The organism is Serratia sp. HRI (genome assembly GCF_010119335.3).
GTDB lineage: Bacteria > Pseudomonadota > Gammaproteobacteria > Enterobacterales > Enterobacteriaceae > Serratia > Serratia nevei.
In genome coordinates, this window is the sequence record NZ_CP083690.1 from 1,286,771 (window position 1) to 1,312,170 (window position 25,400).

The window sequence follows — 25,400 nt, forward strand, 5'->3', positions numbered from 1 at the left end:
TCTCTTAGTAAACCAGAACGGCACGACGGTTTTTAGCATAAGCCGCTTCGTCGTGGCCCAGTACTGCTGGTTTTTCTTTACCGTAAGAAACGATAGAGATCTGGTCAGCGGAAACGCCTTTACCCTGCAGGTACATTTTAACGGCGTTAGCACGGCGCTCACCCAGAGCGATGTTGTATTCCGGCGTGCCGCGTTCGTCAGCGTGGCCTTCAACGGTCACTTTGTAAGACGGGTTGTTACGCAGGAATGCAGCGTGCGCGTCCAGCATCTGAGCGAATTCGGAGCTTACGTCATACTTGTCCAGGCCGAAGTAAACGATGTTGTTCTTCTGCAGTTCTTGCATCTGCAGACGAGCTTGTTCTTCGGAAGACAGGTTGCTGCTGCCGTTTTCCATACCAGTGCCAGCGCCCATACCAGATTGGTCGTTGTTTGCGCTTTTGTTAGAACTACAAGCTGCTACAGCCAGAACTGGCAGTGCCAGCAGAAGCCCTTTCAGCACTTTGTTCAGTTGCATTTCTTTGATCCTTTTATAGTTTGCCATACATATTTACACATGCATCACAGATACGGCGACCAGGCAGGGAATTTGACCTGTCCATCAGTTGCCGGAAGACGCGCTTTGAAACGCCCATCAGTTGACACCAACTGCAACACGGAGCCCATACCTTGCGTGGAGCTATAGATCACCATGGTGCCGTTTGGCGCAATACTAGGCGTTTCATCCAGGAAGGTGCCGGTCAAAACCTGAACGGCGCCCGATCCAAGATCTTGTTTGGCGATGTGTTGTGCACCACTGTTGGTGCTTACCATCACCAGGAATTTACCGTCGGAGCTGACTTCAGAATCCTGGTTCTGAGAGCCTTCCCACGTCAGACGCTGTGCGGCACCGCCGCTGGCGCTGATTTTATAAATCTGCGGACGCCCGCCCTGGTCGGAGGTAAACGCCAGAGACTGGCCATCCGGGAACCAGGTCGGTTCGGTGTTGTTGTTGCGGCCATCGGTCAGCTGCGTGATCTGGCCGGAGCCGAGGTTCATCACGTACAGGTTCAGGCTGCCGCTCTTGGACAGCGCGAAGGCCAGCTTGCTGCCGTCCGGCGAGAACGCCGGCGCACCGTTGTGGCGCGGGAACGAGGCGATCTGGCGGATAGCACCGTTAGCCAGGGTCTGTACCACCAGCGCGGAACGGCCGCTTTCGAAGGTTACGTAAGCCAGTTTGCTGCCGTCCGGCGACCAGGCCGGTGACATCAGCGGCTCAGGCGAACGGTGCACCGTGAATTGGTTGTAACCGTCGTAATCCGCTACGCGCAGCTCATACGGGAATTTCCCGCCGTTGGTCTGCACGACGTAGGCGATACGGGTACGGAACGCGCCCTTGATGCCGGTCAGCTTTTCGAACACTTCGTCGCTGGCGGTATGGGCAGAATAACGCAACCACTGTTTGGTTACTTTATACTGGTTCTGCGCCAGTACGGTGCCCGGCGAACCCGAGGTATCCACCAGCTGGTAGGAGATCAGGTAGCTGCCGTCGGCGCCAGGTTGAACCTGGCCGACAACCACGGCGTCGATGCCCAGCGCAGTCCAGGCCGCCGGCGTCACTTCAGACGCGGAGGTTGGTTGCTGCGGCATGCGCGCCACGTCGATCGGGTTGAATTTGCCGCTGTTGCGCAGATCCGCGCCGACAATCTTGCCGATATCTTCCGGCGGCGTGCCTGGGCCCGCCCATTTAAACGGCACCACGCCAATCGGACGAGCGGAGTCGACCCCTTGGGTGATTTCAATGCGAACTTCCGCGTGCAGCACGGACGCCCACAGAATTAAAAAACCTAGCGCTACTCGAAATGCCTGCTTCATCTCATCTCCCTTATCCAGGCGGGATGCCTGCGATAAATTAGCAGAATTTTAACAAACCAACTTACGTAAAACTACATAATCCCTGTTGGTTACCTTAGTACATCCCTGTGATATCACTCACTCAATCAACCGTTATTGCGGCTTGAATTCAAGGATAGAATTCTTAAAGTGCTGATAAACGGCATCGCTCGGCGGCTTCGGTATATGCGCCAACTTGGCGGCAGACACTGCTGCTTGACACAGGGCAGGATCGCCCCCCGCCGCTTGTACGCTTATCAGCAGGCCGTCCGGCGCCAGCTTGATACGCAGGTCGCAGGTTTTGCCGGCGAACGAACTGGCGTCATAGAACTTGCTCTGAATCGCCCCTTGAATCTGCCCCATATAACCGCTGATATCCGCCCCGCTGGCCCCAGCCGCTTTGGCATTGCCCTGCCCGGCCGGTTTACCGTCGCCTTTCGATTTAGCACCGCCGCCTTTCGGCGCGTTCTTGCCGTCCGCCAGGCCGCCAAACAAATCGCTAACTTCATCCGATTGTTTCGCAGCCTCAGCGGCGGCCTTCTTCTTGGCATCCGCTGCGGCTTTCTTGGCTGCCGCAGCTTTCTCAGCGGCGGCCGCTTTCTTCTCTGCCTCGGCGGCGGCCTTCTTCTCGGCTTCCGCTGCGGCTTTCTTCTCAGCTTCAGCGGCCGCTTTCTTCTCCGCGGCCTCTGCGGCTTTTTGCTCTGCGGCAGCCGCCGCGGCTTTCTTCGCCTCTTCCGCCTGTTTCTTGGCGGCGGCAGCGGCGGCCGCTTCTTTCTTGGCTTCCGCTTCGGCTTTCTTCTGCGCGTCCGCCTGCGCCTTGGCGACCTTTTCCGCTTCGGCCTTCGCCTTGGCGGCGGCGGCTTCGGCGACCTTCTGTTGCTCTTTAGCCTTGGCTGCGGCGGCTTCCGCCGCTTTTTGCTGCTCGGCGGCCTGTTTCTGCTGCTCCGCTGCCTTCTGCTGTTGCTCAGCCTGCGCTTTGGCGTCCTGCGCAGCTTTCTCCTGCGCCGCCAAACGCTCTTTCTCCAGCTCCTTCAGGCGCTGTTGCTGCTCCGCCTGCTTCTGCTGAAGCTCTTCGGCCTGTTGCTCCGCCTTTTTCTGGCGCTGCTTCTCGGCACGCTGCGCATCGTTGCTCTGCTGCTGCTGGCGGTTGTATTGCTCCACCACCGCGCCAGGATCGACCATCACTGCGCCCACCACGGTGCCATCACCGCCACCGCCGGCGCCCATGTCGACCTTTTCCTGCAGCGATCCCCAAATCAGCAGGGCAATCAATATGAAGTGCAGAACGACCGAAACAATAACGGCGCGGTTCAGCTTATCGTTTTGCTCAGTTGCCTTTACCAAAATAGATTCCCAAAAACTGGTGTTGCTTATACGGGGTTCCTGGGCCGCAGCGCAGGAACCGGGTTGCCGTTCGCCTTACGGTCAGATCGGCTGGGTCATCAGCCCCACGGAAGCCACGCCCGCCTGATGGAGAATATTCAATGCCTTGATAATCTCATCGTAAGGGACTTCCTTCGCACCGCCGATCAAAAAGACCGTTTTCGGGCTAGCCGCCAAACGCGACTTGGCTTCGGCCGCGACTTGCTCAGGCGGCAACAGCTCCATACGGTTGTGATCCACCACCAGGGTGTATTGACCTACACCGGAAACCTCGAGGATCACCGGCGGATTGTCATCGCTGGACACCGTTTTGGAATCGGTGGCGTCCGGCAGGTCAACCTCCACGCTCTGCGTGATGATTGGCGCGGTTGCCATAAAGATCAGCAGCAGCACCAGCAACACGTCGAGCAGCGGAACGATGTTAATTTCGGACTTCAGCTCGCGCCGACTACGTCCACGTACTCTCGCCATGCTACCTCCTACTTATTTGCTGTCGCTGGAGAAGGCCTGACGATGCAGAATAGCGGTGAACTCTTCCATAAAGTTGTCGTAATTCTGCTCAAGCTTGTTGACGCGCTGGTTGAGACGGTTATAGGCCATTACCGCCGGGATGGCGGCGAACAGACCGATCGCGGTGGCGATCAGCGCTTCGGCGATACCCGGCGCCACCATCTGCAGCGTGGCTTGCTTCACCGCGCCCAGCGCGATAAAGGCGTGCATGATCCCCCACACGGTGCCGAACAGACCGATATACGGGCTGATCGAACCGACGGTGCCGAGGAACGGAATATGGGTTTCCAGCGTTTCCAGCTCGCGGTTCATCGAAATGCGCATCGCGCGCGACGCCCCTTCGATCACCGACTCCGGCGCATGGTTGTTGGCGCGGTGCAGGCGGGCGAACTCTTTGAACCCGGAATGGAAGATCTGCTCGGAACCGGTCAGGCTATCGCGACGCGCCTGACTTTCCTGGTACAGACGGGAAAGCTCGATACCGGACCAGAATTTGTCTTCAAAGGCTTCGGCGTCACGCGTCGCCGCATTGAGGATGCGGGTGCGCTGAATGATGATCGCCCAAGAGGCTACCGAGAAGCATATCAAAATCAACATGATAAGCTTAACCAGCAGGCTCGCCTTCAAGAATAAATCTAGGATGTTCATGTCAGTCACTGCTTAAACTCCGCGACAATAGACTTAGGAAGCGCTCTTGGCTTCATTTGGTGTGGATCAATACAGGCAATCAGGACATCTGCCTGGCTCAGTAGGGCCCCGTCAGAATTGACAATGCGTTGAGCAAACGTGAGAGAAGCCCCGCGCAGACAGGTGATTTCGCTCTGGACCTCCAGTTGCTCGTCGAGACGAGCCGGAGCCAGATAATCCACCGTCATGCGCCGGACGACAAAAGCGACTTGTTCACTGAGCAGCTGCTGTTGATGAAAGTTGTGCTGACGCAGCATCTCTGTGCGCGCTCTTTCAAAAAAGGCGACGTAGCGGGCGTGATAGACCACACCACTGGCATCGGTATCCTCGTAGTAAACGCGAACCGGCCATCGAAACAACGTATTACTCACTCTACTTCCCAGCAATGCAATTTAACGCTGCTACTATACGCAAGACGGATCGGGTTGGGAATGGGTTACAAGATGGGAATGAAAATAATTATGGGCCGTGAGGGCCCATAACGTGGGGACATCAGGGAGATTATAAAGAAACGTAAAGTAATCCTGCGCACAGGATCACAATTGCGGGAAGTGGCGCGAAAAAGGCGCGCCAGATGCTGCGCTGCGGGCGGAATCCGAAACCGTGGATCACCCCGGCGCACACCGCCCAAATCAGCAACAGCCCTTCCCAAATCTCCAGCGAGCTGGTTTTGGCGGCGAAACGCGTCGGATCCCAGAACACGCACCCCGCCAAAATCAACGCCAGCACCAGGGAAAGGGCCCGGATCGGGCCCTTGTCGGTGACAGCGTACAGCTTGTCAATCACGGACGAGCTCATCACTTACCGTCTTGCTGAGCTTTGGTCGCTTCGCTCTGCTCAAGCGCCAGCGCCGTGATGATGCCGAAGGCGCAGGCAAGAAGCGTTCCGAGAATCCAGGCAAAATACCACATGGTTTAGCTCCTTATCCTTAGTACAGCGAATGCTTGTTGTTTTCGATGTAGTTCTTGTCGAGGCGACCGAACATTTTGTAGTACGACCAGCTGGTGTACGCCAAAACGATAGGCACGAAGATCGCCGCCACGACGGTCATCACTTTCAGCGTCAACAGGCTCGACGTCGCGTCCCACATGGTCAGGCTGACGTTAGGCACGGTGCTGGACGGCATCACGAACGGGAACATGGTGACCCCGGCGGTGAGGATGACGCAGGCGATGGTCAGCGACGAGGTGACGAACGCCAGTGCGCCTTTCTCCAGACGCGAGAACAGGATGGTGAACAACGGCAGCACCACGCCCAGCGCAGGCAACGCCCACAGCAGCGGATACTTGTTGAAGTTGATCAACCAGGCACCGGCCTGATGCGCCACTTCTTTACGCATCGGGTTGGATTCCGCCAGGGTGTCCAGCGCCGACGTCACGACGAAACCGTCGATGCCTTTCACCAGCCATACGCCCGCCAGCAGGAAGCACACCGCCATGATCAGCGTCGCGATCTGCGCCGCAGCGCGTGAACGCAGGTGGATCTCGCCGGTGGTGCGCATTTGCAGGTAGGTCGCCCCCTGGGTAACCAGCATGGTCAGGCTGACCACGCCCGCCAACAGACCGAACGGATTCAGCAGTTGGAAGAAGTTACCGGTGTAGAACAGGCGCATGTACTCGTCCATGTGGAACGGCACGCCCTGCAGCAGGTTGCCGAACGCCACGCCGAATACCACGGCAGGCACGAAGGAGCCGATGAAGATGCCCCAGTCCCACATGTTGCGCCAGCGGCTGCTCTCCAGCTTGGAGCGGTAGTCGAAACCGACCGGGCGGAAGAACAAGGCGGCCAGCACCAGGATCATGGCGACGTAGAAGCCAGAGAAGGCCGCTGCGTAGACCATCGGCCAGGCGGCGAACAGCGCGCCGCCGGCGGTGATCAGCCACACCTGGTTACCGTCCCAGTGCGGGGCGATGGAGTTGATCATCACCCGGCGCTCGGTATCGGTTTTCCCGATGATGCGCACCAGAATGCCGACGCCCATGTCGAAACCGTCGGTGACGGCGAAGCCGATCAGCAGTACGCCAACCAGGACCCACCAAATAAATCGCAGTACTTCATAGTCAAACATACGTGGACTCCTGTTTAGCGCGCTTCCTGCACGGCGGCAGTCGGTTGTTCAAAGTGATAGCGGCCGGTTTTCAGGCTGCTTGGACCCAGACGCGCAAACTTGAACATCAGGTACAATTCAGCCACCAGGAACAGGGTGTACAAGCCGCAGATCAGCCCCATCGAGAACAGAATGTCGCCCGCGGTCAGCGAAGAGTTGGCGACCGCCGTCGGCAGCACCTCACCAATCGCCCACGGTTGACGGCCGTATTCCGCCACGAACCAACCGGACTCGATCGCGATCCAAGGCAGCGGCAAACCGTACAGTGCCGCGCGGTGCAGCCATTTTTTCTGGCCGATGCGGCCGCGGATCACGTTCCAGAACGACAGGCCGATGATCAACAGCATGATCACGCCACAGGCCACCATGATGCGGAAGGCGAAGTACAGAGGCGCCACGCGCGGAATGGAGTCCTTGGTCGCCAGCTGGATCTGCGCTTCCGTCGCGTCGGTGACGTTCGGGGTATAGCGCTTCAGCAGCATGCCGTAGCCCAGGTCTTGCTTGGTTTTGTTGAATTCGGCGCGCACCGCAGGATCGGTGTTGCCGCCGCGCAGCTCTTCCAGCAGCTGGTAGGCTTTCATCCCGTTGCGGATGCGCACTTCATGCTGCGCCATCAGATCTTTCAGGCCGGTGACCTGAGTGTCCGTGGAGCGGGTGGCGATCAGGCCAAGCGCATACGGGATCTGAATAGAGAAGGAGTTTTCCATCTTGTCCTGATCGGGAATGCCGAACAGGGTGAAGGACGCCGGTGCCGGCTGGGTGTCCCATTCCGCTTCGATAGCGGCCAGTTTGGTTTTCTGCACGTCGCCCATTTCGTAGCCGGATTCATCACCCAGAACGATAACGGACAGAATGGCAGCCATACCGAAGCTGGCAGCGATGGCGAAGGAGCGCTTGGCGAAGGCGATGTCGCGGCCTTTCAGCAGGTAGTAGGAGCTGATGCCCAGAACGAACATCGCGCCGCAGGTGTAGCCGGAAGCCACGGTGTGAACGAATTTAACCTGCGCAACCGGGTTGAGCACCAGTTCGGAGAAGCTGACCATCTCCATGCGCATGGTTTCGAAGTTGAAATCCGAAGCGATCGGGTTCTGCATCCAGCCGTTGGCGACCAGGATCCACAGCGCGGACAGGTTGGAGCCGAGGGCCACGAACCAGGTTACCGCCATGTGCTGCACCTTGCTCAGACGATCCCAGCCGAAGAAGAACAGGCCGACCAGCGTCGATTCAAGGAAGAACGCCATCAGACCTTCGATAGCCAGAGGGGCCCCGAAGATATCGCCGACGTAGTGAGAGAAATACGACCAGTTAGTCCCGAACTGGAACTCCATGGTCAAACCGGTGGCCACACCCAGAGCAAAGTTAATCGCAAATAACTTTCCCCAGAATTTGGTCATGTCTTTATAGATTTGTTTGCCAGACAGGACATATACCGTTTCCATAATTGCCAGCAAGAACGCCATACCGAGCGTTAATGGGACAAATAAGAAATGATACATCGCCGTTAAAGCAAACTGTAAGCGCGACAGTTCGACAATATCAAACATCTTGACTCCTTGCTCCTCGCAGGAAGACTCCGACACGCGGTTATCGGCACGCCTCTTTCAAAGCCGCCAGTAACGCCCCGCAGTGAATGCCCTTAAACACAACAAATTTGATCCAGCTTCTCCGCTTTCAACCGCACACTCGGCCAATAGCCCCTCGGGCCGCCGACAAGCACGCCACTGAAAACCGACAACGGGTAACAAATGCAACAAGATCAACCATCCATAATCACAACATGGATGATACTCGCCCAATCCCACACAATAAATAGGTTTTTACGTGACGTGGGTTAGACTTTTGGTTACAGGTCAAATCTTAGCCGAAAGAGGTACTTCGGGCTAATTTGATCTGAGACAATTTAAGCCTATCCGCATCTTATTTCCATATTCATCAGCACATTTCGCATAATTTTCTTAGGGTCATGTTGCGCAATGGTTTAATTGTTTTTTAATGATATTTTTGTGTTAAATAAATGTAATTTAAAAGAGCCGCCATTGTATTATTACGCGCTTATTATGCGACATAATTAACCTTTTATTTCCAATAAGCCGTGACAGTGATAGCAGTCACAAAACAACAAATCTCTCTCCAATATTAGTCTATTTCTCGCGATGGGATCGTAAAGGTTGCGTTTTTGTAGCAAAATGACCACTTATGTTAAAATTGCATTGAGTGACAATAACTTATGAAAAAAATCATCTTTGCCTCTGTCTTGGGACTCTCGGGAAACGCCATGGCCACCGAAACGGTAAATATCACCCTGCTGGGCACCTCCGATCTGCACGGCACCTTCGTGCCCTGGGACTACGCCAGCGACACGGAAAATCTGGCGGGCAGCCTGAGCCAGATAGCTACCCAGGTCAAAAAAGTGCGGGCCGAGCAGCCCAACCTGATCCTGGTGGACGCCGGCGACACCATTCAGGGCAACTTCGTCGAAACCTTCAAGCATGAGGCCATCAGCCCGATGATGCTGGGCCTCAACGCGCTCAATTACGATGTCTGGGTGATGGGCAACCACGAGTTCGACTTCGGCCTGCCGGTGCTGGCCACCCCGCTGAAGCAGTTTAAGGGCGCGGCGCTGGCGGGTAATATCGTCTGGGACAACGGCAACCCCTATCTGCCGGCCTACACCATCGTCGAACGCCAGGGCGTGAAGATCGGCATTATCGGCATGGACACGCCGATGACCGCGGAATTCGCCAAGGGCACCGATCGCATCAAAGGGCTAAACTTCACCGATCCGGTGCAGGCGGTGAAACAGGTCATCAGGCAAATCGACGGCCAGGTCGACGCCATCGTGCTGGTGGCGCATATGGGCATCGACAACGAAAATCAGCGCCCCGGCACCGGCGTGGCCGACATCGCCAACGCCAACCCGGAGCTGGCGGCGATCGTCGCCGGCCATATGCACGTGAAGATCGACAAAGCGGTGGTTAACGGCGTCATCATCACCGAGCCGGATAAATACGGCCGCGCGCTGTCGCGTATCGATCTGCAGTTTGAGCGCCGCGACGGCAAGTTCGCGCTGATCGACAAAAACAGCTACACCTACTCCATCAAAGGGATGACGCCGGACAGCGCCATGCAAGCGCTCTACCAGCCGTACCATGACATTCTGCGCGCCAATGCCAACCGGGTCGTGGCGAAACTGAGCGGTAGCGATCTGGTGCCCGCCGACGAATTCCGCGGCATTCCCCAGGTACACGTGCAGGATACCGGCATCAGCGCGCTGTTCCAGCAGGCCGCCCGCCACTATGCGCCGCTGGCGCAGGTGGTCGCCCTGCAGATCGACAACGATCGCGCCAAGCTGGACGTCGGCGACATCAAGGCCAAGGATATCGCCTTTAACTACCAATACGCCGGCGGCGAGATCACCGTGTATCAGCTCAACGGCAAAGTGCTTAAACGCTACATGGAGTGGTCCGCCGACTATTTCAATCAGCTGCAGCCGGGCGATGTCACCTACAGCTTTAACCCGGCGCGGCGATCGTCCAAATATTCCACCAATGATTTCTTCGACGGCGTCACTTACACCATCGACCTGCGCCAACCTGCCGGTTCGCGCATCGTCGACTTGCGCCTGGCGGACGGCACGCCGGTCACCGACGATATGCCGATCCGCCTGGGCATGAACAGTTACCGCATGGGCCACCTGACGCAAAAGGGTGGCGCGCTGGAGGGGCAATCCTTCCCGGTGCTGTTCGACAGCAAAGCGCAATACGGTGAAGAAGAAGGCACTATCCGCCACCTGACTCTGCGCTACCTGACGGAGGTGAAACACGGCCACTATCAGGGCGTGCCGCCGCAGCGCTGGAAGCTGATCGGCATGGAGGGTTACGAACCACAGCGGGCGATCGTCAAACGGCTGCTCAATGAGGGCATTATCCAGGTACCGACCACCGACGACGGCCGCTACACCAACGTCGCGTCGATCAACGTCAAAGACGCGCTGTTCCGCAACGCCGACGATTACCGCGCCGCCCTCACCGCGCTGGAGCAACAGCGCCAAGCCGCTACGGATCCGGTGCAACAGCGCCGCCTGCAGGATCGGATCGCACTGATCAAGGCGATCAACGACTTCTGATCTGCGCCAATAAAAAAGGTTCATCGCGCTTTAGCGTGAACCAATAGAAAACGGCAGTCAGAACGTTTAGGTTTGTATTCGCCAAAACACACCCTAAACCTTCAAAACTGCCGTCACTATGAATGCTAACCTTTGCTCCCTGTTCTGGGAAGGCTTTGTCGTCAATTCCTTCTCGCATCCTTCTGCCAACTCCCTGCTTATCCAGCTCCAGCCTGACGCTGCCGTCATGCCCTGTTGTCGTCGTTGTGAGCGGCGGGTGCCTGTTGTGCATGATGTTTCCTTCCGCCGAGTGCGTGAACGCCAGCTGCTCGATTGGGTCGTCTGGCTCAACGTCCCCGTCCGGCGCCTGTGTTGCCCCCATTGCGGGGTCACCACCGAAAAAATCAGCTGGTTGCCTGAACGCCAGAGATATACCACGACGCTATCCGTATGGGTTGAGTCACTGACCCGTTTACTGCCGATTAAACATGTTGCACAACTCACCGGACTGCACTGGCATACGGTCAAGAATATCGACTACCGGCGTCTGCTGCGGGAACGAACAGAGCCGCAGCGCCATACCCTCCGCCGTCTGGTGATGGATGAGTTCGCCCTGTTCAAAGGACATCGCTATGCCACCGTGGTGATGGATGCGGATACGCAACAGGTGTTGTGGGTGGGCGAAGGCCGCAGCAGAGCGGCCTTCCGCCCCTTCTTCGTCTGGCTGGGCGCTGAAGGCTGTGCTGCTATCCAGTCTGTCGCCATGGATATGAATACGGCGTTAGACCTGGAGGTCAGGCATCACTGCCCGCAGGCGGAAGTGGTCTATGACTTGTTCCATGTGGTGGCAAAGTATGGCCGGGAGGTTATCGACCGGGTCCGCGTCGACCAGGCCAATCAACTCCGTGATAACCCAAAATCGCGTCAGGTCATCAAACGCAGCCGCTGGCTGCTGCTGCGCAACCCAGAAAACCTGCCCGAAGGGCATGAGGTAAAGCTCACGGAGTTGCTGGAGGCGAATCAGCCGCTGAATGTGGTATGGCTGATGAAAACGACGCTGAAAGAACTGTGGTACGCCCCGAGTGAACAAGAGGCGCAGAGACGCTGGACAAGCTGGTACAGGCAGTCTCAGGAAAGCGGAATCAAGGCGTTGCAACACTTCGCCGAGAAACTGAAAGGGTATGCCGGTGGCATCATCGCGAGTGCCAGACACAGGTTGAATACCAGCGTGCTGGAAGGGATGAACAATAAGATAAAAGTGATGAAGCGGATGGCCTATGGATACCGGGATAACGCTTACTTCTTCCTGAAAATCAAAGCAGCGTTCCCCGGTAAAGCGCGATGAACCATAAAAAAGGCCACCCAATGGGTGGCCAAACATGTCGAGATATTGTTATTTCGTACTAAATTCTTAGCGCTTCAGCACCGCTTTTACCGCGTCGCCGATGTCTGCCAGGCTGCGAACGGTTTTCACGCCCGCGGCTTCCAGCGCAGCAAACTTCTCGTCCGCCGTGCCTTTGCCGCCTGCGATGATGGCGCCCGCGTGGCCCATACGCTTGCCTTTCGGCGCGGTCACGCCGGCGATGTAGCCGACAACCGGTTTGGTGACGTGTTCTTTGATGTAAGCTGCCGCTTCTTCTTCAGCGCTGCCGCCGATCTCACCGATCATCACGATCGCTTCGGTCTGCGGATCCTGCTGAAACATCTTCAGGATATCGATGAAGTTGGAGCCCGGGATCGGGTCGCCGCCGATGCCCACACAGGTGGACTGGCCCAGACCGGCATCGGTGGTTTGTTTCACCGCTTCATAGGTCAGGGTACCGGAGCGGGAAACGATGCCCACTTTGCCCGGCAGGTGGATGTGGCCAGGCATGATGCCGATTTTGCACTCGCCTGGGGTGATCACGCCAGGGCAGTTCGGCCCGATCATGCGCACGCCGGCTTCGTCCAGCTTCACTTTCACGGTCAGCATGTCCAGGGTCGGGATGCCTTCGGTGATGGTGATGATCAGTTTGATGCCGGCATCGATCGCTTCCAGGATGGAGTCTTTGCAGAACGGCGCTGGAACGTAGATGACCGAGGCCGTGGCGCCGGTCGCTTCAACCGCTTCGCGCACGGTGTTGAACACCGGCAGGCCCAGGTGCTGAGTGCCGCCTTTGCCCGGGGTTACGCCGCCAACCATTTTGGTGCCGTAAGCGATAGCTTGTTCGGAGTGGAAAGTCCCCTGGCTACCGGTGAAGCCTTGGCAAATTACTTTGGTGTTCTTATCGATTAAAATGGACATTATTTACCCTCCACTGCTGCAACAACTTGCTGAGCCGCATCAGTCAGGCTGGTCGCAGCAATGATATTCAGGCCGCTGTCCGCCAGTTTCTTGGCGCCCAGTTCGGCGTTGTTCCCTTCCAAGCGCACCACCACCGGGACGTTAACGCCCACTTCGGCCACTGCGCCGATGATGCCGTCGGCGATCAGATCGCAACGTACGATACCACCGAAGATGTTAACCAGAACCGCTTTCACCTTGTCGTCGGACAGGATGATTTTGAACGCTTCGGTCACGCGCTCTTTGGTCGCGCCGCCGCCAACGTCCAGGAAGTTGGCCGGTTCGCCGCCGTGCAGTTTAACGATGTCCATGGTGCCCATCGCCAGACCGGCGCCGTTAACCATGCAGCCGATGTTGCCGTCGAGGGCAACGTAGTTCAGCTCCCACTGAGCCGCACGGGATTCGCGCTCGTCTTCCTGGGAAGGGTCACGCATTTCACGCAGTTCCGGCTGGCGGAACAGGGCGTTGCCGTCGGCGCCCAGTTTGCCGTCCAGGCACACCAGATCGCCCTGCTTGGTGATCACCAGCGGGTTGATCTCAACCATCGCCAGGTCGCGCTCCAGGAACAGCGTCGCCAGGCCCATGAAGATCTTGGCGAACTGGCTGACTTGCTTACCGGTCAGACCCAGTTTGAAGGCCAGCTCACGGCCCTGATAAGGCTGTGGACCCGCCAGCGGATCGATGGTCATTTTGTGGATCAGTTCAGGGGTTTCTTCCGCCACCTTCTCGATTTCCACGCCGCCTTCGGTAGACGCCATGAACACCACGCGACGGGTAGAACGATCCACTACCGCGCCCAGGTACAGCTCTTTATCGATGTCGGTCGCCGCTTCTACCAGGATCTGGTGAACCGGCTGGCCCAGTGCGTCAGTCTGGTAAGTCACCAGACGCTTGCCCAACCAGGCTTCCGCGAAGGCACGGATATCTTCTTTGCTGTTGACGACTTTAACGCCGCCCGCTTTACCGCGGCCGCCAGCATGAACCTGACATTTCACCACCCACGGGCCGGAGCCGATTTTGGATGCGGCTTCTTCTGCTTCACGCGGAGTGGTACAGGCGTAACCGGTTGGTGCCGGCATGCCATACCGAGCAAACAGCTGTTTTGCCTGATATTCGTGTAAATTCATGATGTTCTATCCATTCAGTTCTGAAGGTTTTTAGCCGGACCATTATTACGCGGTAAACCGCATGGTTTTCCGGCCACATAGCACAGAGTGCGGGCGCGGCATGCCGCGCCCGGCAAGGGTTACTAGACGTCCAGCAGCAGACGAGCCGGATCTTCCAGCATCTCTTTGACCGTCACCAGATAACCGACGGATTCTTTACCGTCGATCAGGCGGTGGTCATAAGACAGCGCCAGATACATCATCGGCTGGATCACCACCTGACCATTAACCGCCATTGGGCGATCTTTAATGGCGTGCATGCCCAAGATGGCGCTCTGCGGCGGGTTGATGATCGGGGTAGACATCAGGGAGCCGAATACGCCGCCGTTGGTAATGGTGAAGTTACCGCCGGTCAGCTCTTCCACGGTCAGTTTGCCGTCGCGGCCCTTAACGGCCAGCTCTTTGATTTTCTTCTCGATGTCAGCCATGCTCATGGCGTCTACATCGCGCAGTACCGGCGTCACCAGGCCGCGCGGGGTCGAAACCGCGATGCTGATGTCGAAGTAGTTGTGGTAAACCACGTCGGAACCGTCGATCGACGCGTTCACTTCCGGGAAGCGCTTCAGCGCTTCAACCACCGCCTTGATGTAGAAGGACATGAAGCCCAGACGCACGCCGTGGCGCTTCTCGAAGGCTTCGCCGTACTGCTTGCGCAGGTCCATGATCGGCTGCATGTTGATTTCGTTGAAGGTGGTCAGCATCGCGGTGCTGTTCTTCGCTTCCAACAGACGCTCGGCGACGCGTTTGCGCAGGCGAGTCATCGGCACGCGTTTTTCGCTGCGGCCGGCCAGAGCAGGCTGCGGAGCGGCTTCAGCGGCGGCGGCCGGTTTGGCAGCGGCGCCGCCTTTGGCCAGGTGCGCTTCCACGTCTTCACGCGTGATGCGGCCACCCACGCCGGTGCCTTTGATGGCGCCGGCATCGAGATCGTGTTCGGCGATCAGGCGACGAATCGCCGGGCTGAGCGCGTCATTGCTTTCTTCTTCCAGGCTCGCGGTAGCGCGCTGGGCAGGCGTGGCTTCTTTCTCTTGGCTCTTCTCAGCGGTCGGCTTGCCGGAGCTGTCGCCCGGACGGATGCGGCCGAGCAGCTGGCGAGACAGCACGGTCGCGCCCTCTTCTTCCACGATAGCATCGAGAATGCCCGCTTCACTGGCCGGCACTTCCAACACCACTTTGTCGGTTTCGATTTCAACCAGGACTTCATCACGCTGCACGCTGTCGCCCGGTTTTTTGTGCCAGGTGGCTACGGTCGCATCGGCAACCGATTCAGGAAGGTCAGGAACCAGAATATCTACGCTACTCATTTAGCTTTCCCTTAAGTTTTTTATCATCTGCTTGCCGGCCCCTCGGCCGGCAAGCGAGCGAACATTAGTCAATATTCAGCGCGTCGTTCACCAGAGCCTGCTGCTGCTTCTGGTGTACGGACATATAGCCCACCGCCGGAGAAGCGGAGGCCGGACGTCCTGCGTAACGTAAAGAAGCCCCGAACGGTACCACTTCACGGAAGTTGTGTTGGCTGCAGTACCAGGCGCCCTGGTTCAGCGGCTCTTCCTGACACCAGACGAAATCATGCACGTGCGAGTATTGCTCCAGCACGGCCTGCACGGCCTGATGCGGGAACGGATACAGCTGCTCGATACGCACGATGGCCACATCTTTCTGCTCGTTCTTGCGACGCTGTTCCAGCAGGTCGTAGTAGACCTTACCGGAGCACAGCACGACGCGCTTGACCGCTTTCGGATCCAAGTCGTCGATCTCGCCGATCGCCGGCAGGAAGGTGCCGTTGGCCAGTTCGTCCAGCGAAGAAATCGCCAGCGGGTGACGCAGCAGCGACTTCGGCGACATCACCACCAGCGGACGGCGCATACCGCGCAGCGCCTGACGACGCAGCATATGGTAAACCTGCGCCGGCGTGGACGGGACGCACACCTGCATGTTCTGCTCTGCGCACAGCTGCAGATAGCGTTCCAGACGCGCGGAAGAGTGCTCTGGGCCCTGGCCTTCATAGCCGTGCGGCAGCAGCATCACCAGGCCGCACATACGGCCCCATTTTTGCTCGCCGGAGCTGATGAACTGGTCGATAACGACCTGCGCGCCGTTGGCGAAGTCGCCGAACTGCGCTTCCCAGATGGTCAGCGTGCGCGGTTCCGCCGTCGCGTAGCCGTATTCGAACGCCAGCACCGCTTCTTCGGACAGCACGGAGTCCCAGACCTTGAATTCGCCCTGGCCGCTGTGGATGTTCGCCAGCGGAACGTAGACGGAACCGTTTTTTTGGTTGTGCACCACCGCGTGGCGGTGGAAGAAGGTACCGCGGCCGGCGTCTTCGCCGGAGATGCGGATTGGAATGCCTTCATCCGCCATGGTGGCGTAGGCCAGCGTTTCGGCGGCGCCCCAGTCGAACGGCTTGTTGCCCGCCGCCATCTCGGCGCGGTCCGCGTAGATTTTCGCCACGCGCGACTGCATTTCGATCGCTTCCGGCACGGTGCTGATGCGGCGGCCCAGCTCCTGCAGGCGCTTCATCTCGACCTTGCTCGGGTACTCTTCGTCCCACTCGTGGTTCAGGTACGGAGACCAGGTGAAGGAGTGCAGGTTCATCGGACGCCATTCTTCAACCACGCAATCGCCGCGGTCGAGCGCGTCACGGTACAGGTTGACCATTTCCGTGGCATCTTCCAGGCTGGCCACTTTCTGCTCGGTCAGAACGTCAGCGTAGATTTTGCGCGGCGTAGGGTGTTTCTTGATCTTCTGATACATCACCGGCTGGGTGGCGCTCGGCTCGTCGGCCTCGTTGTGCCCATGGCGACGGTAGCAGACCAGATCGATCATCACGTCACGCTTAAAGGTGTTACGGAAATCCAACGCCAGGCGGGTGACGAAGGCCACGGCCTCCGGATCGTCCGCGTTAACGTGGAAGATCGGCGACTGAACCATTTTGGCGATGTCGGTGCAGTATTCGGTAGAGCGCGCATCCAGCGGGTTGGAGGTGGTGAAACCAACCTGGTTGTTGATGACGATACGCACGGTGCCGCCCACTTCGTAGCCACGAGCCTGAGACATGTTCAGGGTTTCCTGAACCACGCCCTGGCCGGTGATGGCGGCGTCGCCGTGGATGGTGATCGGCAGCACCATGTTGCTGCGCGCTTCGTCCAGACGATCGCGACGGGCACGTACCGAGCCCATGACCACCGGGCTGACGATCTCCAGGTGCGACGGGTTGAACGCCAGCGCCAGGTGAACCATGCCGCCTTCGGTTTCCACGTCGGAAGAGAAGCCCTGGTGATATTTCACGTCACCGGTGCCGAGGTGTTCTTTATGCTTGCCGGCGAATTCGTCGAACAGGTCGGCCGGCTTTTTGCCCAGCACGTTGATCAGCACGTTCAGACGGCCGCGGTGGGCCATGCCCAACACCACTTCGCGCGTGCCGTTCTTACCGGCGTGGCGCACCATCTCTTTCAGCATCGGCACCAGCGCGTCGCCGCCTTCCAGCGAGAAGCGTTTAGCGCCCGGGAATTTGGCGCCCAGGTAACGTTCCAGGCCTTCCGCCGCGGTCAGCTCGTTCAGGAAACGGCGTTTTTCGTCGGCGGTAAAGCTGGCGCGCCCCACCACTGACTCGATGCGCTGTTGGATCCAGCGTTTCTCTTCGGTGTTGGTGATGTGCATATACTCAGCACCGATCGACCCGCAATAGGTCTGCTTCAGCGCGGCGTACAGATCGCCCAGCTTCATGGTTTCTTTGCCGATGGCGAAAGAGCCCACGTTGAAGGTTTCCTGGAAATCGGCTTCGGTCAGGTTGTGGTAAGCGGGATCAAGGTCAGGAACTTGCTCGCGCTGCCACAGGCCGAGCGGATCGAGGTTGGCATGCTGATGCCCGCGGAAGCGGAAGGCGTTGATCAGCTGCAGTACCTTGACCTGTTTGGCGTCGGTTTCCGGATCGGTGATGGTGGTGTTATAGCGCGCGGAGTCTTTCGCCAGGCGGCGGAAGTAATCGCGCGTTTGAGAGTGAAGCTGATCGGGTTTGACACCCGCGGTTGGTAGCTGTTGAAAAATGGAACGCCAGCTATCTTCAACGGAACCCGGATCGGTTAAGAAGTCTTCATAGAGCTGTTCTATGTAAGACTGGTTCGCGCCCGCCAGATAGGAGGAATCCAGCCAGGCCTTCATTGCGCCGTTCTGCATCATGATCCCTTAAGCTTTGAAGCTTTAGTTTTCGCCGTGGTTAACATAATTACCGTGATGAATACGGTTTGCCGTAAAACGGTTCACTCGACGTACTTGCGGCCATGACGGCCCGATACGTTCTGTTATGGACCTTGCGGTCCCTTACAAGGAACCTCTAAAAACCGGCGGAAGAACCAGGCTGCATAGCGCCGCAGCCGCGGGTCAGTTTTTAGAGGTTCCCTCCCCTATGGGATGTGCGCCGGAAAAGAGCCCGGCGCAGCATCTCATTCCGTTTATGCGCCGCGTTGCAGCAGCATGGACTTGATATGCCCGATAGCACGCGTCGGGTTCAAGCCTTTAGGACATACACTGACACAATTCATAATGCTATGGCAGCGGAAAACACTAAAAGCGTCGTCCAGATCATCTAAACGTTCTTGCGTTTCCGTGTCACGGCTGTCGATCAGGAAGCGATATGCCGCCAACAGACCGGCAGGCCCGATGAACTTGTCCGGGTTCCACCAGAACGATGGACAAGAGGTCGAGCAGCAGGCGCACAGAATGCACTCGTACAGACCGTCCAGCTTGGCGCGCTGCTCCGGCGACTGCAGGTGCTCGCGCGCCGGCGGGTTCTTGCCGTCGTTCAGCAGGTATGGCTTGATCTTTTCATACTGGGTATAGAACTGGCCCATATCCACCACCAGATCGCGCACCACCGGCAGGCCCGGCAGCGGACGGATCACGATCTTGCCGTTGCCTTTGCGCAGCGACGAAATCGGGGTGATGCACGCCAGGCCGTTTTTACCGTTCATGTTCAGGCCATCGGAACCGCACACGCCTTCACGGCATGAGCGACGGAACGACAGGGTCGGGTCTTTTTCTTTCAGCTGGATCAACGCATCCAGCAGCATCATGTCGCGACCTTCTTCCGCTTCCAGGGTGTAGTCCTGCATGTGCGGCGCGTCATCGACATCCGGGTTGTAGCGATAAATGGAAAATTCGAGTTTCATCTGTCGATCTCCGCAATTAGTAAGAACGCACTTTCGGCGGGAATGCCGGGCGCAGCTTCGGTTGCATGTTCACTTCACGACGCGTCATGCTTTCCGATTGCGGCAGATACAGCGAATGGCACAGCCAGTTGGCGTCATCGCGTTCCGGGTAGTCGAAGCGGCTGTGTGCGCCACGGCTCTCGGTACGGAAGTTGGCCGACACGGCGGTGGAATACGCGGTCTCCATCAGGTTATCCAACTCCAGGCACTCGATGCGCTGGGTGTTGAACTCGCTGGAGGTATCGTCCAGGCGTGCGTTCTTCAGACGTTCACGGATCACTTTCAGTTCTTCCAGGCCCTTGGCCATCGCATCGCCTTCGCGGAATACCGAGAAGTTGTGCTGCATGCAAGACTGCAGCGCCTTGCGAATTTCGACCGGGTCTTCGCCGGAACGGGTGTTGTTCCAACGGTTCAGACGGTCCAGCGAGGCTTCCACGTCGGAGTCGCTGGCGTCACGGCTCACGCCCTGCTCTTCCAGCGATTCCTGCAGGTGCATGCCGGCGGAACGGCCGAACACCACCAGGTCGAGCAGCGAGTTGCCGCCCAAGCGGTTGGCGCCGTGCACCGATACGCAGGCGATTTCGCCCACCGCGAACAGCCCCGGGATCACCACGTCTTCGCCTTTCTCGTTCACGGTCAACGCCTGGCCGGTCACCTTGGTCGGAATGCCGCCCATCATATAGTGGCAGGTTGGGATAACCGGGATCGGCTCTTTCACCGGATCGACGTGCGCGAAGGTACGGGACAGTTCCAGAATGCCCGGCAGACGGGATTCCAGCACCTCTTTACCCAGGTGATCCAGCTTCAACTTGGCGTGCGGGCCCCAAGGACCGTCGCAGCCGCGGCCTTCGCGAATTTCGATCATGATCGAACGGGCAACCACGTCGCGGCCCGCCAGATCTTTGGCATTCGGCGCATAACGCTCCATGAAGCGCTCGCCGTGTTTGTTCAGCAGGTAACCGCCTTCGCCGCGGCAGCCTTCGGTCACCAGCACGCCCGCGCCGGCGATGCCGGTCGGGTGGAACTGCCACATTTCCATGTCCTGCACCGGCACGCCGGCGCGCAGCGCCATGCCGACACCGTCGCCGGTGTTGATGTGGGCGTTGGTGGTGGACTGGTAAATACGGCCTGCGCCGCCGGTCGCCAGCACGGTGGCCTTGGCTTTGAAGTAAACCACTTCACCGGTTTCGATACAGATAGCCGTGGTGCCGACCACCGCGCCGTCCTGGTTTTTCACCAGATCAAGCGCATACCACTCGGAGAAGATGGTGGTGTGGTTTTTCAGGTTCTGTTGGTACAGGGTGTGCAGCAGCGCGTGGCCGGTACGGTCGGCTGCGGCTGCGGTACGCGCCGCCTGCTCGCCGCCGAAGTTCAGCGACTGGCCGCCGAACGGGCGCTGATAGATGCGGCCGTCGTCCAGACGAGAGAACGGCAGGCCCATGTGTTCCAGTTCCAGAATCGCTTCCGGGCCGGTTTTACACATATATTCGATGGCATCCTGGTCACCGATATAGTCGGAACCTTTCACCGTGTCGTACATATGCCATTCCCAGTTGTCCTCGTGGCTGTTGCCCAGCGCGACGGTGATGCCGCCCTGTGCGGACACGGTATGGGAACGGGTCGGGAAAACTTTGGACAGCAGGGCACAGGTCGAGCCCGCTTGGGAAATTTGCAGCGCGGCACGCATGCCCGCACCGCCGGCGCCGATTACGACGGCATCAAACTCTCTGACTGGCAGTTTCATTTAAGCACCCCACACTACGATTGTTCCGTACAGTAAATAGACCAGCAACGCGACCACGACAGCCAGCTGCAACACCAGGCGAACCGCCAGTGGCTTGACGTAGTCCGTCAGCACCTGCCACAGCCCGATCCAGGCGTGCACCAGAATCGACAGCAAGGTCAGCAGAGTGAACACTTTCGTAATGGAAGTGGCGAAGAAACCGCGCCAGATGTCATAAGTCAGTTCCGGGGCCGTGACGAAGAAGCCCAGGATATACAGGACGTACAGGGTGATGATGATAGCGGAAGCGCGCAGCAGCAGCCAATCGTGCACGCCGTTGCGCCCTAATGCAGAAACGTTGTTTACCATACGAGGACTCCAGCCAGAACTGACAGCACGACGGTCAGACCGATCGCCACCTGGGCGGAACGGGTACCGGCGGCCAAACTCTCTTCGATGTAGCCAAAATCCATTAACAAGTGACGGATGCCACCGCAAATGTGATAGGCCAGCGCCGTGAGGATGCCCCAGAATATGAATTTGACGATGAAGCTATTCATGATGGCGGCCGCCTGCAGGAACCCCTCTTGGGAAGAGAGTGACAGGCCCAGCAGCCAGAGGAGGATACCCACGGCAACGAAGGTAATTACGCCAGAGACTCGGTGTAAGATAGACGCTATCGCAGTTACGGGGAACCGGATCGTTTGCAGATCCAAGTTGACAGGTCGTTGTTTTTTCACGTATTTGCCCACACAGCTCTTATTATTTTCCTTCCTCCGGGCCTGGGCGGGGATCAGACAGCGTTAAGAGCCTAAAACCCTTACACGTCACGCGCTCAAACATCAACATCCTCTGTGCTCAAACGGCGCGCATTTATAACGCTGGGTGCTCCTACTTCAGGGTAATCCGGAGACCTGGCGGCAGTATAGGAGGATCACATTCTGATTACAATTCTCATACAACCGCTTTGATAACATTTCCCCCGAACAGTGATTCAGATCACGGATTTCACAATTAGTGCAAAATTAATTATCTGATTTGACAAGAGATCAACATTTCCATTACATATAGGGGCACAAACGGTCCTATGATGCGCTATGGGTCAGCAGATACACTTCCCCCCGGGTTCGAGTTATGCAACAGTGTATTTGACGAACCTATCCCAATAGCCGTTGTTTCCCGCTCGATTTTGCCGGCGTCAAAAAGCAAATAAAGCAAATAAAAACAGATTATTGGGATAGGTTCACATCTCTTCGAACAGCTCATAGGTAAGATTAACAGACTATAACGAATTACTATGAATCGTTAACAACTGGTCACCCGTCTCGTTCGCCTGGTCAGCACTCTGTACCCTACCCGCGCACAGTTGCGCAGTCGCTCACAGAGTTAGCGTCCGCACCATTTTTTTGCGGGCAACCTGCAGAGATTTAAGGTATTTCAGTTGTTAGTGGTTTTTAAAATAAGGCGCTAAGGAGACAGTAAATGACTGATAAGAAAGCGACGCTAACCATTAACGACAGCGAAGCTCCGATCGAACTGGGCGTATTGACACCGACACTGGGCCCTGATGTCCTCGATGTCCGCGCTCTGGGTTCCAAAGGTTATTTCACATTTGATCCCGGCTTTACCTCCACCGCTTCTTGCGAATCCAAGATTACCTTCATCGACGGCGACAAAGGCGTGCTGCTGCACCGCGGCTTCCCTATCGAGCAGCTGGCGAAAGAATCTTCCTACCTGGAAGTGTGCTACATCCTGCTGTACGGCGAGACCCCAACGCCGGAAGAGTTCGAGACCTTCAAGACCACCGTCACCCGCCACACCATGATTCACGACCAGATCACCCATCTGTTCCGTGGTTTCCGTCGCGACTCGCACCCGATGGCGGTGCTGTGCGGTGTGACCGGCGCGCTGGCGGCGTTCTACCACGATGCGCTGGACGTCAACAACGAGCGTCACCGTGAAATCACCGCGTTCCGTCTGCTGTCCAAGATGCCGACCGTGGCCGCGATGTGCTACAAATATTCCCTGGGCCAGCCGTTCGTTTACCCACGCAACGATCTGTCCTATGCCGGCAACTTCCTGCACATGATGTTCGCCACTCCGTGCGAAGAGTACGTGGTGAACCCGGTGCTGGAACGCGCCATGGACCGCATTCTGATCCTGCACGCCGACCATGAGCAGAACGCCTCTACCTCTACCGTGCGCACCGCCGGCTCTTCCGGCGCCAACCCGTTCGCCTGCATCGCGGCCGGTATCGCCTCCCTGTGGGGACCGGCGCACGGCGGCGCCAACGAAGCGGCGCTGAAAATGCTGGAAGAGATCAAGACCGTCGAGCACATTCCAGAATTCATCAAGCGCGCCAAGGACAAGAACGACTCCTTCCGCCTGATGGGCTTCGGCCACCGCGTGTACAAGAACTACGATCCGCGCGCTACCGTGATGCGCGAAACCTGTCACGAAGTGCTGAAAGAGCTGAACAAGAAGGACGACAACCTGCTGCAGGTCGCGATGGAGCTGGAACACATCGCGCTGAACGACCCGTACTTCATCGAGAAGAAACTGTACCCGAACGTCGACTTCTACTCCGGCATCATCCTGAAGGCGATGGGCATTCCTTCTTCCATGTTCACCGTGATCTTCGCCATCGCGCGCACCATCGGCTGGATCGCCCACTGGAACGAAATGCACGACGAAGGCATCAAAATTGCCCGTCCGCGTCAGCTGTACACCGGCTATGCCGAGCGTGATTTCAAATCCCAGCTGAAAAACAAGTAAGCCGCTTTCCCGGCTGAAACCGCACAGCGCCGCCCCTTCGGGCGGCGTTTTTTTTGGTTATTTCTGGCAGCCCGGGCACCAATAAAACGGCCGCGACGACAGTTCGGTACGCACGATCATCCCACCGCAGCGTTCGCAGGGCTCGCCGCTGCGATGAAATACCTTGAAGCGAAACAGCGCGCCGTGATGCCGGTTGTCATCCGCCTGCCCGCGCGTCTGGTAGGAAAGGCGCGGCACCGCCAGCAATGCCTCCGCCAGGCGGCGCAGCGCCTCTGGCGTCAGATCCTGCGGTTTGTGCTGCGGCGCCAGTTCGGCCTGCCACAGGATTTCGGCGCGCAGATAATTGCCCAATCCGGCAAGAAACGCCTGGTCGAGCAGCATGCCCCCCAGCTGCCTGCGGCGAAAACGCGGCGTCAGCAACCGCTCCTCCACATCGTCTACCGTCAGCGACATGTCCAACACGTCGGGGCCGATGCGTTGCAAAAACGGGTGTTGCTCTATTTCCTCGCGCGGCCCGACGGTAATGTCGGAAGCGCTGTAAAGCAATATCGCGCTGCGGGCGGTTTCCAGCCGCACCCGCAGATCGCGCTTGGTCTCCGGCGTCTCCCCTGCCGCCGCCACTTTCCACACGCCGTACAGCTGGTTATGGCTGTACATTGTCAGCCCATTGGAGAAATGGGTCAGCAGCGCCTTGCCGCGCGGCTCGATGGCGACGATGCGCTCGCCGAGCAGACGCTGGCGATAGTGTTTCAGCTGGGGAAAAGCGAAATCGACGGCGGTCAGCGGCTGATCGATCACTGCCGCCGCCAATTTGTCCGCCGCCCGGCGAATCTCCGGTCCTTCCGGCATAGACCACTCCTTGCGTAGACCCGGCGCAGCCCGATGCGCCGGGGATGACATGATTAATGCGTCGCGCCGCCCACCACTTTCAGATCGTGCTCCACCTGCAAAGCGATGGAAACGGCCAGCTCCAATGCAAACAGCACCGTCGAGGCCGCCATGCTCGGCGCACCCGGGTGTGCCGCCGCCTGTTCCGGCAGGTACGGGATATGGATAAACCCGCCCTTGACCTCGTGCTGGCCGCTCAAACGGTGCAGCAGGCCATACATGACATGGTTGCACACATAGGTGCCGGCGGTCTGCGAAACGGCGGCCGGAATGCCGGCCTCGCGCATCGAACTGACCATCGCTTTAATCGGCAAAGTGCTGAAATAGGCCGCCGGACCGCCGGCGACGATCGGCTCATCCACCGGTTGCTGCCCCTGATTGTCGGGGATACGCGCGTCGTCGACGTTGATCGCCACCCGTTCAATCGTGATGTCGGTACGGCCGCCGGCCTGGCCGATAGCCAGCACCATCACCGGCTGCACCTCGTCGATCGCCGCATTGAGCGCGTCCAACGCCGCGCCGAACACGCACGGCAGCTGGCGCGCCACGATGCGCGTGCCGACCAGCTCCATATCATTGAGCTGCTTCACCACTTCCCAGGAGGGGTTGAGGCGCTCGCCGCCAAACGGCTCAAAGCCGGTAATCAATACTTTTTGCATC

The 25,400-nt window shown here is 58.1% G+C and carries 23 protein-coding genes; 3 read left to right on the forward strand and 20 right to left on the reverse strand.

Going from position 1 to position 25,400, the window contains the following annotated elements; translation table 11 throughout:
• Nucleotides 1-4: 4 nt before the first annotated feature.
• The 10 genes from pal to cydA form a co-directional block, all read right to left on the reverse strand.
• Entirely contained in the window at nucleotides 5-514 is a 510-nt protein-coding gene (gene pal, locus GF111_RS06295; RefSeq protein ID WP_025160033.1) for a peptidoglycan-associated lipoprotein Pal, read from the reverse strand.
• A 44-nt stretch (nucleotides 515-558) separates the two neighbouring features.
• Complete coding sequence (gene tolB, locus GF111_RS06300) at nucleotides 559-1,851, reverse strand: Tol-Pal system beta propeller repeat protein TolB (RefSeq protein ID WP_004939856.1); 1,293 nt, start codon at nucleotides 1,849-1,851, stop codon at nucleotides 559-561.
• Between the two features lie 132 nt (nucleotides 1,852-1,983).
• On the reverse strand, nucleotides 1,984-3,213 hold the full coding sequence (gene tolA, locus GF111_RS06305; RefSeq protein ID WP_049273956.1) for a cell envelope integrity protein TolA: 1,230 nt from the start codon (nucleotides 3,211-3,213) through the stop codon (nucleotides 1,984-1,986).
• A gap of 81 nt (nucleotides 3,214-3,294) precedes the next feature.
• Nucleotides 3,295-3,723 (reverse strand): colicin uptake protein TolR, encoded by a 429-nt coding sequence (tolR, locus tag GF111_RS06310; RefSeq protein ID WP_147190588.1) that lies wholly within the window; start codon nucleotides 3,721-3,723, stop codon nucleotides 3,295-3,297.
• Between the two features lie 12 nt (nucleotides 3,724-3,735).
• Nucleotides 3,736-4,419 carry a Tol-Pal system protein TolQ gene (gene tolQ, locus GF111_RS06315; protein WP_004939862.1) on the reverse strand — a complete coding sequence of 228 codons (684 nt, stop codon included), beginning with the start codon at nucleotides 4,417-4,419 and terminating at the stop codon, nucleotides 3,736-3,738.
• Complete coding sequence (gene ybgC, locus GF111_RS06320) at nucleotides 4,416-4,820, reverse strand: tol-pal system-associated acyl-CoA thioesterase (RefSeq protein WP_025160034.1); 405 nt, start codon at nucleotides 4,818-4,820, stop codon at nucleotides 4,416-4,418. Before ybgC ends, tolQ begins: the two co-directional genes overlap by 4 nt.
• A 130-nt stretch (nucleotides 4,821-4,950) precedes the next feature.
• A complete protein-coding gene (gene ybgE, locus GF111_RS06325) occupies nucleotides 4,951-5,247 on the reverse strand; it encodes a cyd operon protein YbgE (RefSeq protein ID WP_038877538.1) in 297 nt (98 codons plus the stop codon).
• On the reverse strand, nucleotides 5,247-5,360 hold the full coding sequence (cydX, locus tag GF111_RS06330; RefSeq protein ID WP_004939868.1) for a cytochrome bd-I oxidase subunit CydX: 114 nt from the start codon (nucleotides 5,358-5,360) through the stop codon (nucleotides 5,247-5,249). Before cydX ends, ybgE begins: the two co-directional genes overlap by 1 nt.
• A 17-nt stretch (nucleotides 5,361-5,377) precedes the next feature.
• Entirely contained in the window at nucleotides 5,378-6,517 is a 1,140-nt protein-coding gene (cydB, locus tag GF111_RS06335) for a cytochrome d ubiquinol oxidase subunit II (protein WP_019454033.1), read from the reverse strand.
• Between the two features lie 14 nt (nucleotides 6,518-6,531).
• Nucleotides 6,532-8,100 carry a cytochrome ubiquinol oxidase subunit I gene (gene cydA / locus GF111_RS06340; RefSeq protein WP_019454034.1) on the reverse strand — a complete coding sequence of 523 codons (1,569 nt, stop codon included), beginning with the start codon at nucleotides 8,098-8,100 and terminating at the stop codon, nucleotides 6,532-6,534.
• Nucleotides 8,101-8,783: 683 nt separating this feature from the next.
• Between cydA and GF111_RS06345 the strand changes: the two genes are divergently transcribed.
• Nucleotides 8,784-10,682 carry a bifunctional UDP-sugar hydrolase/5'-nucleotidase gene (locus tag GF111_RS06345; RefSeq protein WP_147190586.1) on the forward strand — a complete coding sequence of 633 codons (1,899 nt, stop codon included), beginning with the start codon at nucleotides 8,784-8,786 and terminating at the stop codon, nucleotides 10,680-10,682.
• 118 nt (nucleotides 10,683-10,800) lie between these two features.
• Entirely contained in the window at nucleotides 10,801-12,006 is a 1,206-nt protein-coding gene (locus GF111_RS06350) for an ISL3 family transposase (RefSeq protein ID WP_047729874.1), read from the forward strand.
• 66 nt (nucleotides 12,007-12,072) lie between these two features.
• On the opposite strand, the gene sucD is transcribed toward GF111_RS06350, so the two are convergent.
• From sucD to sdhC, 8 genes are all read right to left on the reverse strand, one after another.
• Nucleotides 12,073-12,945, reverse strand: a complete 873-nt coding sequence (gene sucD, locus GF111_RS06355) for a succinate--CoA ligase subunit alpha (protein WP_004939878.1) — start codon at nucleotides 12,943-12,945, stop codon at nucleotides 12,073-12,075.
• Entirely contained in the window at nucleotides 12,945-14,111 is a 1,167-nt protein-coding gene (sucC, locus tag GF111_RS06360; protein WP_025301883.1) for an ADP-forming succinate--CoA ligase subunit beta, read from the reverse strand. The genes sucD and sucC overlap by 1 nt, the downstream gene beginning before the upstream one ends.
• Before the next feature lie 122 nt (nucleotides 14,112-14,233).
• Nucleotides 14,234-15,451, reverse strand: a complete 1,218-nt coding sequence (odhB, locus tag GF111_RS06365; protein WP_033637469.1) for a 2-oxoglutarate dehydrogenase complex dihydrolipoyllysine-residue succinyltransferase — start codon at nucleotides 15,449-15,451, stop codon at nucleotides 14,234-14,236.
• A gap of 64 nt (nucleotides 15,452-15,515) precedes the next feature.
• Nucleotides 15,516-18,323 (reverse strand): 2-oxoglutarate dehydrogenase E1 component, encoded by a 2,808-nt coding sequence (sucA, locus tag GF111_RS06370; protein ID WP_004939884.1) that lies wholly within the window; start codon nucleotides 18,321-18,323, stop codon nucleotides 15,516-15,518.
• Between the two features lie 275 nt (nucleotides 18,324-18,598).
• Nucleotides 18,599-19,315 carry a succinate dehydrogenase iron-sulfur subunit gene (locus GF111_RS06375; RefSeq protein WP_004939885.1) on the reverse strand — a complete coding sequence of 239 codons (717 nt, stop codon included), beginning with the start codon at nucleotides 19,313-19,315 and terminating at the stop codon, nucleotides 18,599-18,601.
• A 16-nt stretch (nucleotides 19,316-19,331) separates the two neighbouring features.
• A complete protein-coding gene (sdhA, locus tag GF111_RS06380; protein WP_015376974.1) occupies nucleotides 19,332-21,098 on the reverse strand; it encodes a succinate dehydrogenase flavoprotein subunit in 1,767 nt (588 codons plus the stop codon).
• Entirely contained in the window at nucleotides 21,099-21,446 is a 348-nt protein-coding gene (gene sdhD / locus GF111_RS06385) for a succinate dehydrogenase membrane anchor subunit (protein WP_004939891.1), read from the reverse strand.
• Nucleotides 21,440-21,829: a succinate dehydrogenase cytochrome b556 subunit gene (gene sdhC / locus GF111_RS06390; RefSeq protein ID WP_004939893.1), complete on the reverse strand. Its 390-nt coding sequence runs from the start codon at nucleotides 21,827-21,829 to the stop codon at nucleotides 21,440-21,442. Before sdhC ends, sdhD begins: the two co-directional genes overlap by 7 nt.
• Before the next feature lie 730 nt (nucleotides 21,830-22,559).
• Between sdhC and GF111_RS06395 the strand changes: the two genes are divergently transcribed.
• Nucleotides 22,560-23,852: a citrate synthase gene (locus tag GF111_RS06395; protein WP_016928730.1), complete on the forward strand. Its 1,293-nt coding sequence runs from the start codon at nucleotides 22,560-22,562 to the stop codon at nucleotides 23,850-23,852.
• Between the two features lie 57 nt (nucleotides 23,853-23,909).
• Here GF111_RS06395 and nei read toward each other — a convergent pair whose 3' ends face one another.
• A complete protein-coding gene (gene nei, locus GF111_RS06400; protein ID WP_038877530.1) occupies nucleotides 23,910-24,701 on the reverse strand; it encodes an endonuclease VIII in 792 nt (263 codons plus the stop codon).
• Nucleotides 24,702-24,754: 53 nt separating this feature from the next.
• On the reverse strand, nucleotides 24,755-25,399 hold the full coding sequence (gene pcp, locus GF111_RS06405) for a pyroglutamyl-peptidase I (protein ID WP_047728481.1): 645 nt from the start codon (nucleotides 25,397-25,399) through the stop codon (nucleotides 24,755-24,757).
• Nucleotide 25,400: the final 1 nt, after the last annotated feature.